This window comes from Streptomyces sp. ATLC9 (assembly GCF_057196705.1).
This window is the reverse complement of record NZ_JBXUOY010000040.1, coordinates 16,511-28,513: the sequence shown is the minus strand read 5'-3', so window position 1 is coordinate 28,513 and position 12,003 is coordinate 16,511. Positions and strand designations below refer to the sequence as shown.

General features: G+C 73.6%; 7 protein-coding genes. 3 read left to right on the top strand and 4 right to left on the bottom strand.

Features of this window, described 5'->3' with window-relative positions:
* Window positions 1-187: 187 nt before the first annotated feature.
* On the bottom strand, window positions 188-1,357 hold the full coding sequence (locus AC2CJA_RS07140) for an endo-1,4-beta-xylanase (protein ID WP_484601810.1): 1,170 nt from the start codon (window positions 1,355-1,357) through the stop codon (window positions 188-190).
* Between the two features lie 211 nt (window positions 1,358-1,568).
* On the opposite strand from AC2CJA_RS07140, the gene AC2CJA_RS07135 reads away from it, so the two are divergent.
* The gene (locus tag AC2CJA_RS07135; RefSeq protein WP_484601809.1) at window positions 1,569-2,216 is read left to right on the top strand and encodes a hypothetical protein; all 648 of its coding nucleotides are present in this window, start codon (window positions 1,569-1,571) and stop codon (window positions 2,214-2,216) included.
* A 36-nt stretch (window positions 2,217-2,252) separates the two neighbouring features.
* Here AC2CJA_RS07135 and AC2CJA_RS07130 read toward each other — a convergent pair whose 3' ends face one another.
* Window positions 2,253-3,956, bottom strand: coding sequence for a TIGR03767 family metallophosphoesterase (locus AC2CJA_RS07130; RefSeq protein ID WP_484601808.1), 1,704 nt, complete (start codon window positions 3,954-3,956; stop codon window positions 2,253-2,255).
* A gap of 531 nt (window positions 3,957-4,487) precedes the next feature.
* On the opposite strand from AC2CJA_RS07130, the gene pepN (AC2CJA_RS07125) reads away from it, so the two are divergent.
* Window positions 4,488-7,064 carry an aminopeptidase N gene (gene pepN / locus AC2CJA_RS07125; protein ID WP_484601807.1) on the top strand — a complete coding sequence of 859 codons (2,577 nt, stop codon included), beginning with the start codon at window positions 4,488-4,490 and terminating at the stop codon, window positions 7,062-7,064.
* A 166-nt stretch (window positions 7,065-7,230) separates the two neighbouring features.
* On the opposite strand, the gene AC2CJA_RS07120 is transcribed toward pepN (AC2CJA_RS07125), so the two are convergent.
* Together AC2CJA_RS07120 and pepN (AC2CJA_RS07115) are read right to left on the bottom strand one after the other, a co-directional pair.
* Window positions 7,231-8,280, bottom strand: a complete 1,050-nt coding sequence (locus AC2CJA_RS07120) for a hypothetical protein (protein WP_484601806.1) — start codon at window positions 8,278-8,280, stop codon at window positions 7,231-7,233.
* A gap of 102 nt (window positions 8,281-8,382) precedes the next feature.
* The gene (gene pepN / locus AC2CJA_RS07115) at window positions 8,383-10,995 is read right to left on the bottom strand and encodes an aminopeptidase N (protein ID WP_484601805.1); all 2,613 of its coding nucleotides are present in this window, start codon (window positions 10,993-10,995) and stop codon (window positions 8,383-8,385) included.
* A 249-nt stretch (window positions 10,996-11,244) separates the two neighbouring features.
* Between pepN (AC2CJA_RS07115) and AC2CJA_RS07110 the strand changes: the two genes are divergently transcribed.
* Window positions 11,245-11,892 (top strand): mycothiol-dependent nitroreductase Rv2466c family protein, encoded by a 648-nt coding sequence (locus AC2CJA_RS07110; RefSeq protein WP_484601804.1) that lies wholly within the window; start codon window positions 11,245-11,247, stop codon window positions 11,890-11,892.
* The last annotated feature ends 111 nt before the right edge of the window (window positions 11,893-12,003 follow it).

The following is a 12,003-nucleotide window of genomic DNA, read 5'->3' as shown; positions in this document are numbered from 1 at the left end:
GGCCTCCTCATCGATGGGCTGGGCGCAGTCCCGTGACGGGACCGGCGTGTTGGGCGGCCGGCGGACTCGGCTGAGAGAGCCGGGCCGGCACCCGGGCCGCCCCCCGCGGGGGGGGGGGGGGGGGCGGGCCCGGCGGGGGCTCCTCGTCCACTCGCCGCGGACGGCCGGCGGCGGCGGACGGACGTGCTCAGCGGCGCCTCCAGCCCCGGTCCTCCTTCCACCGCCCCCACGTGGCCTCCTTCAGGGAGGACCTCAGGGCGTGGAAGGCGGGCTTGCGCTTGAAGTCCTCGGTCATGACCGTCGCCGAGCCCTCGCCCTCGAAGAACACCGGCACCCAGGAGTACTTGTCGGTGAAGCCCCAGATGGTGAAGGAGTTGCACTCCTCGACCGCCAGGCACGCCTCCAGCACCCGCTGGTACCAGTCGGCCTGCTGCTTCTGCTGCGCGGGGGTGGGCTCGCCGCTCTCGGGCAGGTCCATGCGGACGTCCAGCTCGGTGACGGCCGTCTCCAGGCCGAGGTCGTCGAACCGCTGCAGGTTCTGCCGGAGGTCGCCCGGGAAGCCGTAGCGCATGCTCAGGTGCCCCTGGACGGAGAAGCCGTGCAGGGGCACGCCCTGCGCGAGCAGTTCCTGGCTGAGCTCGTGGTAGGCGTCGCTCTTGGCGTTGTCGCTCTCCACGTTGTAGTCGTTGAAGAACAGCTTCGCCTCCGGGTCGGCCTCATGGGCCCAGCGGAAGGCGTCGGCGATGATCCCGGGCCCGAGCTCACGGATCCAGATGTTGTCCCGGGTGCGCAGGTCGCCCTGGTCGTCGAAGATCTCGTTGGCCACGTCCCACTGCTGGATCCTGCCCTTGTAGCGGCCGACGACGGTGGTGATGTGCTCGCGCAGGATCTCGCGCAGCTCCTCCTCGGAGAAGTCGCCCTGCTCCAGCCACTCGGGGTTCTGGCTGTGCCACAGCAGCGTGTGGCCGCGCACGACCTGCCGGTGGCGCTCGGCGAACCCGACGATGGCGTCGGCCGCCTCGAAGTCGTAGGTGTCCCGGTCGGGGCGGAGGAACTCCCACTTCATCTGGTTCTCGGGGGAGACCGAGTTGAACTGCTGACCCAGGATCTTCCGGTACTTCCGGTCGTGGGTGAACGGGTCCGGGTAGTCCTGCTCGAGGTGGTGGCCGCCGCCCGCCACGGCGGTACCCACGTAGAACCCCTTGGGAGCGGCCTCGCGCAGCCGGTCGAACTTGGCGTTGGAGTGCGGTGCGGCCTCCCGGTCGGCGGGCGGTGCGGCCGTGGCCGAGGTCACCACCAGGGGCAGGGACAGTGCGGCCGCGGTGAGCGCGGCGGTGGCGATGCGAACGGGTCTCATTGGAGGGCTCCCATTTTCGGTCGGCCTTTTCAAAGTTTCCGGAAAATTTCCGGATGCTTGGTTCAGGGACGCTAAGGGCCCTTCGGTCAGGCCGTCAATACCCGTGCACCACCGCGTTCGGCGGCGCGTTCGCCGAGGTCGCCGCGTGCTCCGGCCCACCGCCGCACCCGGGTCGCGCGGCTGTCGGCGTGACATGCGAACATGCCTCGCCATGGACCTGTCCTCGCTCATCGCACGGCTCACGCTCCCGCCGTCGACGGACTCCGGCCGTACCGCCGCGCCCGAGCCCGTCCCCGTCGACTGGGACGCGGTCGGGAACCGACTGGGGCTGAGGCTGCCGGCCGACTACAGGGCGATGGTCTCCGCCCTCGGGCCACTGGAGATCGGCGGACGGCTGTGGCTGCACACGCCGTGCGAGCGGGAGGGCGGTTACGAGTACGGGGACTGGTTGTGGGAGACCCACCGGGAGTGCCGCATCTCCTCCCGCCGGGCCCTGCGCAGGGAGCCGCCGCCGTTCCACCCCGATCCCGGCGGGCTGCTCGCCTGGGGCGATACGCGGGAGGGCGTCAGGCTGCTCTGGGACACCGGGGCGTCCGGCGGCCCCGACCGGTGGCCGGTCGTCGTGTTCGACGCCGGGGCCGCCCGGCGCGGTGACGACCCGTGGCGCGGCTGCGGGACGACGCTGACACGGACCCTGGCGGCGCTGCTGACCACCGGGATCCGGCTGCCCGGCGGCAGGATGCTCGGGCCGCTGCCGCCCACCGCGCGCCGTCCCGGCTTCCTGGCCTGCGCCCGCCCCTGGAGGCCGCCGGAGCCCGGGCCGGAGCGGGAGCCCGGGCCGGAGCGCCGGAGAGGCTGACCCGGCCGTACCGCCGCCGCGCTCCCCGCCGCCCCCTCAGCGCCGCCGCAGCAGCAGTTCCGTGTTGCGGTCGCCCGCCCCGCCGGTCAGGGACGTGCTGCGCCCCGGGGCGTTGAAGGCCAGCTCGCGGTAGAGCGAGGCCAGCCCGGCGGGGGAGAGGTCGCCGGGGTCGGCGGCGTAGGGGGCCGCGGACTCGACGCAGGTGGTGAAGAGGGACAGGGTGCCGTCGCCGTTGTCCGTCAGCTCGACGACGCGGGCCAGCTGCGGGTGGTCCACGTGCGAGGCGGTGGTGATCTCCCAGTAGTGGCCGCGCGGCACGATCCGGTTGCGGTGGCTGTGCCCGTTGATCCAGGCGGCCACATTGGCGTGCCGCCCCAGCAGCGCGGTCAGCTCCGCGCCGCCGACGGTGACGGACTCGCTGTAGTGGTGGCTGAAGACCAGCACGAGGTCGTCGCCGTGGCGGGTCAACTCACGTTCCAGCCAGCGCAGTTGGGCGGATCCGATGTGGCCTCGGTAGTCGCCGTCCGGGTTGGTGGTGTCCAGGCTGACGCCGAGCACGCCGTCGGCGACGCGGAAGGAGTAGTACAGCCGCCCCTCCTCCAGAGCGGCCCGGGTGTAGCCGTGGCCGGCCGGACCGGGACCGGCGTACGCCGGGTCCAGGTGCGCCGCGGCGTACTCCCGGGTGGTGAGGGGCGCGCGGGAGGGGTCGGGGGTGACGGCGCGCATCCTCCGGGAGTGGGCGCGCAGCAGTTCCCTCAGCGCGGCGCCCCGGGTGTCGCGGCCCCCTCGCACCGATCTGTGGAGCGCGGCGGCCTCCGCCTCGGGCAGCTCGTAGAGTTTGCGCTCCCCGGTGGCCAGGTCGGTGAAGTGCGCGCCGCCCGCGAAGTGGCCGCCGTGGAGGTCGTCGTGGTTGCCGACGGTGGAGTACCAGGGGATGGCCAGGCCGGGGCTGGTGAGCCGCCGGACCGCGGCGTCGAGGAAGCCGTCGAGGCGGGGGAAGCCGTACCGCGCCCGGTCGGTGTCCTCCACCCCGCCCTCCGGGTGCCAGTACAGGGGCAGCCCGGAGTTCTGCACGCCCTCGTAGCGCAGTGGGTCGCCGGTGTTGGGGGTGATGCGGCCGCCGCTCATCGCGGTGAGGAACCACTCGGTCTCGGCACGGCAGTTGTTGTCGGTGTTGTCCCCGGTGGTGATCGCGAAGCCGAGCGGCGCGCCGGTGGCCGGGCCGCCGCGCAGCGAGTTGATCCGCTCGACCATCGAGACCAGGCCGTGCACCGACAGTGCCTCCTGCGGGCGCCAGGCGCCGAGCTTCCCGGAGCGCATGTACTCGAAACGCAACGGATGCTGCACGTCCGTGACATGGGTGTCGGTGAGGTGGACGAAACAGGCCAGTGCGGTGCGCCGGTCCTCGCGCGCCCCGCCCGCGGCGGCCAGGTCCTCCCGTACGACCCGCGCCCAGCCGCGTCCCGCGCCCAGCCGCCGGTAGCCGCCCGTACCGCGCGGCGCGGCGGTGCCCTCCAGCGTGGTCCCGGCGGGGGAGGGGGCGGCCGGGGCGGAGGGCGAAGGGGACGGGGAGGGCGGGGCCGCGGTGGGCGCCGCGGCGTCGGCCGGTCCCCCGCCCCCGCCGAGGGCCACTCCCGCACCGGTGGCGACCGCGGCGGCTCCGGCGGCGGCGAGCAGGGCGCGGCGGTCGAGGGCGCGGTGGGGCGTGGTGCGGTGGGCTGGCTGGCTGCTGCGGGACATGGGCGTCTCTCCCCGGATGCGAACGCGGCGCCTTGGGGCGGAGTGTTCCCCACCCATCGGGGATCGTCGGCAGCCGCGGTGACCCGCGCTCCAACGGCGTGCGAACGTACGACGCCGAACAGGGCTCATGGATCACCCGGGGCCGCGTCCGCCGTGTCCCGCCGACCGCGCGTTCACCGGGGAGGCCGGGAGTTCACCTTCCGGACACCCCGCCCCGGGCCCTCGGCTCGTTCCCCGGGCTGCGAGCCGCCCCGCGCGGCCGCGAACGCGGCCGTCGCCGTCCTCCGACTCCAGCAGCGCCGGCAGGACGTGCTCGGTGCCGACGCAGTTGTGGCCCGGCCGCAGCGCCTCGCGGAAGGTGAGTTCCAGCGCCTTCCTCGCCCCCGTGTCGAACGGGACGAGCCCGGGCGCCCCGCCGCCACGGTGAATCGCCGCAGGTGCCGGCGGGGAAAGGCCATCACCTTCCCGCGGGCGGGCGTGCGAGGATGGCCGGAAACCCGAGAACCCGGACGTACGAAGGAGATGACGCAGGTGCCTGGTACGAACCTCACGCGCGAAGAGGCGCGGGAGCGGGCCCGTCTGCTCGAGGTGGACTCCTACGAGATCGAGCTCGACCTCTCCGGCGCGCAGGAGGGGGGAACCTTCCGCTCGGCCACCACGGTGAGGTTCGAGGCGCGCGAGGCCCGGGAGAGCTTCATCGACCTGGTGGCCCCCGCCGTGCACGAGATCGTTCTCAACGGCGAGTCCCTCGACCCCGCCGAGGCCTTCGCCGACTCGCGCATCGCCCTGCCCGGCCTGGCCGCCGGACGCAACGAGCTGCGCGTCGTGGCCGACTGCTCCTACACCAACACCGGCGAGGGCCTGCACCGCTTCGTCGATCCCGTCGACGACCAGGCCTACCTCTACACGCAGTTCGAGGTGCCCGACGCCCGCCGGGTCTTCGCCTGCTTCGAGCAGCCCGACCTGAAGGCGTCCTTCGCCTTCACCGTCACCGCCCCCGAGGGCTGGACGGTGATCTCCAACTCGCCCACCCCGAAGGACGGGGAGCAGGCCGGGAACGTCTGGCGCTTCGAGCCGACCCCGCGCATCTCCACCTACATCACCGCGCTGATCGCCGGCCCGTACCACTCGGTGCACAGCGGCTGGGAGGACGGGAAGGGCCGCAGCGTCCCGCTGGGCGTCTACTGCCGCCCCTCGCTGGCCGAGCACCTGGACGCGGACGCGATCTTCGAGGTCACCCGCCAGGGCTTCGACTGGTTCGAGGAGAAGTTCGACCACCCCTACCCCTTCGCCAAGTACGACCAGCTCTTCGTCCCCGAGTTCAACGCGGGCGCGATGGAGAACGCGGGCGCCGTCACCATCCGCGACCAGTACGTCTTCCGCTCCAAGGTGACGGACGCCGCCTACGAGGTGCGCGCCGAGACGATCCTGCACGAACTAGCGCACATGTGGTTCGGCGACCTGGTCACCATGGAGTGGTGGAACGACCTGTGGCTGAACGAGTCGTTCGCCACCTACACCTCCATTGCCTGCCAGGCCGCCGCCCCCGGCAGCCGCTGGCCGCACGCGTGGACGACCTTCGCCAACTCCATGAAGACCTGGGCCTACCGCCAGGACCAGCTCCCCTCCACGCACCCGATCATGGCCGAGATCCGCGACCTGGACGACGTCCTGGTCAACTTCGACGGCATCACCTACGCCAAGGGCGCCTCCGTCCTCAAGCAGCTGGTGGCCTACGTCGGTAAGGACGCCTTCTTCCGCGGCGTGCAGACCTACTTCAAGCGGCACGCCTGGGGCAACACCCGTCTGACCGACCTGCTCACCGCCCTGGAGGAGACCTCCGGCCGGGATCTGAAGACCTGGTCGAAGGCGTGGCTGGAGACGGCCGGCATCAACGTCCTGCGCCCGGAGATCGAGGTGGGCGAAGACGGCGTCATCACCTCCTTCGCCGTGCGCCAGGAGGCCCCGGCCCTGCCGGCGGGCGCCAAGGGCGAGCCGCTGCTGCGCCCGCACCGCATCGCCGTCGGCTCCTACGAGCTGGAGGACGGGAAGCTGGTGCGCACCGGCCGGATCGAGCTGGACGTGGACGGCGAGCGCACCGAGGTGCCCGAACTGGCCGGCACCCGCCGCCCGGCGGTGGTCCTGCTCAACGACGACGACCTGTCCTACGCCAAGGTCCGGCTCGACGAGGCGTCCCTGGCCACCGTCACCGGCCACCTGGGCGACTTCGCCGAGTCGCTGCCGCGCGCCCTGTGCTGGGCCTCGGCCTGGGACATGACCCGCGACGGTGAGATGGCCGCCCGCGACTATCTGGAGCTGGTGCTCTCCGGCATCGGCAAGGAGTCCGACATCGGCGTCGTCCAGTCCCTCCAGCGGCAGGTCAAGCTGGCACTGGACCTGTACGCCGCACCGAGCTGGCGCGAGACCGGGCTGCTGCGCTGGTCCGAGGCCGCGCTGGAGCGGCTGCGCACGGCCGCTCCCGGCGGCGACCACCAGCTCGCCTGGGCACGGGCGCTGGCCGCCACCGCCCGCACCGACGAGCAGCTCGGCCTGGTGGCCGGACTGCTGGACGGCAGCCAGGAGATCGAGGGCCTGACGGTGGACACCGAGCTGCGCTGGTCACTGCTCCACCGCCTCGCGGCCACCGGGCGCGCGGACGAGGCCGCCATCGAGGCCGAGCTGGAGCGCGACCGCACCTCGGCCGGCGAGCGGCACGCGGCGGCGGCGCGGGCGGCCCGGCCGACGCAGGAGGCCAAGGCCGAGGCGTGGGCCTCGGTCGTGGAGTCCGACAAGCTGCCCAACGCCATGCAGGAGTCGGTCATCGGCGGTTTCGTCCAGACCGACCAGCGCGAGCTGCTCGCCCCGTACACCGCGAAGTACTTCGACGTGCTCAAGGACGTGTGGGAGTCGCGCAGCCACGAGATGGCCCAGCAGATCGCGGTCGGCCTCTACCCGACCCTGCAGGTGTCCGAGGAGACGCTGCGGGCCACGGACGCCTGGCTGGAGTCGGCCGGGCCCAGCGCGGCCCTGCGACGTCTGGTGACCGAGTCGCGCGCGGGGGTCGAGCGCGCGCTGAAGGCGCGGGCGGCGGACGCGGCGGCCGCCTGACGCTCCGTACGTCCCCCCGGGGCGTACGGCAAGGAGGTGGGGGCCCCGCCCGCACGCGCGGGGGGCCGCCTGTCCCTCCCGGGGCCGGTGCCCCGCCGGTGCTCCTCAGGCGGGCGGGGCGCCCTGGAGGAGGGGCGGGAGGCTTCCGGCGCCCGGGGGCCGGGATTCACCGCGGCAGGACCTCCACGCCCGGGACGGGCCCGCGCTCAGGCGCGGTCACCAGGGCGGTGCGGACCACGGCGGCCTGCTGTGCGGGACGGTCGCGGAGCGCGGCCGCGGTGACGTGGACGACCGTGACGCCCCGACCCCGCAGCCGCTCGCGCTTGCGGGCGTACACCGGCGGGCGCACGCCGCTCTCCGCGCCCGCGCCGCCCCACGCATCCAGCCCGTCGCGGAGGTCGATCTCGACGGCCACGGCCTGCCCCGGCCAGTAGGCGTCCACCCCGCCGAGGTGGAGACCTCCGGGCAGCCGGAGGTCGACGTTCCAGCAGGGCTCGGGCAGGCCGTGGGCGCGGACCAGCCCGTACAGCAGACTCTCGGCCACCGACCGGCTCTCGGCCAGCAGCGCGTCCACGGCGTCCGCCAGGTGCGGGCGGCCCAGCAGCCGTGCCCGGGCCAGTTCGCGGACGACGGCCCGCGCCTCGCAGTGGCCGTCGCGCACCGCCTCGGTCAGCATCCGGCACACCGCCGCCGCGTCGCCGGTCCGGGCGGCGGTGTCGGCCAGGGCGCGGGGAACGGGGGCCACGGGCAGGCCGGTGACCTCCTCGGCCGCGGGCAGGGAGCGGGTGCGCACCACGCGGGCGCAGCCGGCCGGACGCAGCCGCCGGGTGTGCGGCACCAGTACGTCGATGTGCTCCAGCGCGGACAACGGGGGTGTGGAGGAGAAACCGTGCAGGGCGAGCGCGGCGGGCCCGGTGATCACCGCCCGCGCCCCGCGTACGGGGTGCGGGGCGCGGGCGGCCGGCCCCGGTGGGCGTTCCGGCCCCACCGCGTACAGCAGCACCGCGTGCAGCCGCTCCTCACCGGTCGGCGGACCGGGGTGCAGCAGGTAGACGCCCGGCAGCGGCATCCGCCAGGGGCCGCCCGGCCGGCAGCGCTCGTCGGCGGCAGCGGCCGACACGCCGTTCTCGCGCAGCGTACGGGCCGTCACCACCCGGTGGCGTACGTGCGACAGGCGGCGGGCGGGGCGGGAGGACACAGGGGTGTTGTCGCTCATGTCCCGGCGATTCCCACCCGCGTTCCGCCCGCCAACCTCTGTTACGGGCCTGTCGACGAATGCGGACACACCCGCCCTAAAGTACGGGCGTTCGAGTGCCGATCAGCTCCCCGTCGCATGGGCGACCGCGTCGCAGCGCTGCGCCCGCAGCGCCCGCGCCACGTCGTCGCGCGCCTCCAGCACCAGCCGGCGCAGCGCGGGAGCGGCGTCCTCGTGCGCGGCCAGCCAGGCGTCCGTCCGCTCCAGCACGGTCCGGTTGTCCTGGAGCGCGGGGAACAGACCGCGGACGACGGACATACCGATCTCGATGGAACGCTCGGCCCACACCCGCTCGATCGCCTCGAAGTACCGGGGCGCGTACGGGGCCAGCAGCTCCCGCTGCCCCGGCTGGTCGAGGCCCGAGATGGTCGCCTCCACCAGCGCGTTGGACAGGTGGTCGGAGTCCACCACGTCCGTCCACGCCCGCGCCTTGACCTCGGCCGACGGCCGCGCGGCCAGACAGCGCACCTGGTGCCGCCTGCCGGACGCGGTGTCGTCGCGGGCCAGTTCGGCCGCCAGCCGCCCCTCGTCGGCCAGCCCGCAGGAGGCCAGCGCCTCCAGGAAGGCCCAGCGCAGCTCCTGGTCGACCTCCAGCCCGTCGATCCGGCCCGTCCCCTCCAGCAGCGTCTCCAGCATCCGCAGGTCGTGCTCCTCGTGCGCGACGGCGGCGAAGAACCGCGCCCACGCGAGCTGGTGGTCGCCGCCCGGCTCGGCCTGCCGCAGATGCCGCAGCGCGCCGCGGGCCAGCAGGCGCGCGCCCTCCTCGCGCCACTCGGGCGTGACGTAGTGCACCAGGGCGGCGCGCGACCAGGCGTGCAGCATCTGCACCACGCCGATGTCGGACTCCCGGCCGCCGAAGCGCAGCACCAGGTCGAGGAAGTCGCGGGCGGGCATCAGCGCGTCGCGCGTGAGGTTCCACAGGGCCGACCAGCACAGCGCGCGGGCCAGGTCGTCGGTGACCGAGCCCAGGTGGGAGCGGAGGGTGTCCAGGGAGGTCTCGTCGAAGCGGACCTTGCAGTACGTCAGGTCGTCGTCGTTGACGAGGATCAGTTCGGGGCGCTCGGCGCCCGCCAGCTCCTCCACGACCGTACGCACGCCGGTGACGTCCGCCTCCGCGCGGGCGTAGCGCTCCAGCGCTCCCCCCACACCCCGCCGCCGGTACAGGCCGACCGCCACCCGGTGCGGGCGCAGCACCGGGTGGCGGTCGGCCGCCTCCTGGACGACCGCCAGCTCGGTGATCCGGCCCGCGGAGTCGTACGTCACCTGCGGGCTGAGGGAGTTGACCCCGGCGGTCTGCAGCCAGGCCCGCGCCCACTCGCCCATGTCTCGCCCGGAGGTCTCCTCCAGCACCGACAGCAGGTGCTCCAGACGCGTGTTGCCCCACTCGTGGCGCTTGAAGTACCGCCGCGCGCCCTCCAGGAAGGCTTCGCGCCCCACATACGCCACGAGCTGCTTGAGGACGGAGGCGCCCTTGGCGTAGGTGATGCCGTCGAAGTTGAGCTTGGCGTCCTCCAGATCACGGATGTCGGCGGTGACCGGATGGGTGGAGGGCAGCTGGTCGGCGCGGTACGCCCAGGACTTGCGGCGGTTGGCGAAGGTGATCCAGCCGTCGGTGAAGCGGGTGGCCTCCACCATCGAGAACGAACCCATGAAGTCGGCGAAGGACTCCTTGAGCCACAGGTCGTCCCACCACTCCATGGTGACCAGGTCGCCGAACCACATGTGCGCCATCTCGTGCAGGATGACGTTGGCCCGCCCCTCGAAGGAGGCGTCGGTCACCCTGCCGCGGAAGACGAACTCCTCGCGGAAGGTCACACAGCCCGGGTTCTCCATCGCGCCGAGGTTGTACTCGGGCACGAACGCCTGGTCGTACTTGCCGAACGGGTACGGGTAGTCGAAGTGGTCGTGGAAGAAGTCCAGGCCCTGCTTGGTGACGGTGAAGATCTCGTCGGCGTCGAAGTGGCGGGCCAGCCCCCTGCGGCACAGCGCGCCCAGCGGGACCACCAGCTCGCCGCCGCCGGGCAGCTCGCGCCGGTAGACGTCGGTGACGTGGTGGTAGGGGCCGGCCACGACGGTGGTGATGTACGTCGAGATCGGCCTGGTCGCCCCGAAGCGCCAGACGGCCGCGCCCTCCCCGGCCGGCTCCGGCTCGCCGGTGCGCGCGCCGTTGCTCAGCACCGTCCACCGCGCGGGGGCGGTGACGGTGAAGGAGAAGGGAGCCTTCAGGTCGGGCTGCTCGAAGTTCGCGAACACCCGGCGGGCGTCGGCCGGCTCGTACTGGGTGTAGAGGTAGGTCTCGCCGTCCTCCGGGTCGACGAAGTGGTGCATCCCCTCGCCGGTGCGGCTGTACGCGCACCAGGCGTCCACGGTCAGGGTGTTCTCGGCCTCCAGGGAGTCCAGCGCGACGCGCGTGCCGTCGAACACCTCCTCCACGTTCAGCTCGCGGCCGTTGAGCGTCACCGAGGCGACCGCCGGGGCCAGCAGGTCGGCGAAGGTCGAGGCGCCCGGCTCGGCGCAGCGGAAGCGGACGGTGGTGGTGGAGCGGAAGGTGCGCGGGCCGTCCCCGGGGTGGGGCCCGACCGCGGAGAGCAGATCGAGCGCGATGTCGTACCCGTCCACGGTCAGCAGCCGGGCGCGCTCCCGGGCCTCGTCACGGGTCAGATTCTCACCGGGCACGGCGTGACTCCCTCGTCTCGCGTCTCGACAACGAAGGGCCAGGATTTCATGCGGCCGCGCGCAGCCGGCCGACCGGCCGGTCGGAAGGCCGTCCGGCAGGGCGGCGGGGAGCCGTGCCGGGAATCACCGCGCGGCCCCCGGGCGTTTCCACCAGGCACGCCGGGCGGCCCACCCGGGCCGCCCGCCGTCCTCGGCGTGCCGCCCGCGGGAAGAGAAGACCCGCACGATCCGTACGACGAGGAGACCCGCATGTCCGAGACGTCCGAGACCGCGAGCAGGACCCCGGCCGACTTCTGGTTCGACCCCATCTGCCCGTGGGCCTGGATGACCTCCCGCTGGATGCTCGAGGTGGAGAAGGTGCGCCCGGTCGAGGTGCGCTGGCACGTGATGAGCCTGTCGGTGCTCAACGAGAACCGGCTGGAGGAGCTTCCGCGGCAGTACGTCGATCTGATGGAGGCCGGCTGGGGCCCGGTGCGCGTGCTGACCGCCGCCGAGCAGAAGCACGGTCCCCAGGTGCTCGGCCCGCTCTACACCGCCCTGGGCACCCGCTTCCACAACCAGGGCCTGCCCAACGAGCGCGCCACGATCGTGGACGCCCTGAAGGAGGCCGGCCTGTCCGAGGAACTGGCGGACGCGGCGCACACGGACGTCCACGACGAGCGGCTGCGCGCCTCGCACGAGGAGGGCATCGGCCTGGTCGGCCAGGAGGTCGGCACCCCGGTGATCGCCGTACCGGGTCCGGACGGGAAGCGGACCGCCTTCTTCGGCCCGGTCGTCACCCCGGCGCCCAAGGGCGAGGCCGCGGCCAGGCTGTGGGACGGCACGCTGATGGTGGCCTCCACCCCGGGCTTCTTCGAGCTGAAGCGGACCCGCACGGAGGACCCGAAGTTCGACTGAGCCCCGCCCCCGCTCCCGTCCCGGGGGCGGGAGTCTCCCGTACCGCCGGCCGCCCGTGGCACGCGAGGGCGAGAAGACGACCGCGAGGGCGGCCGGCGGTACGGGACCGGA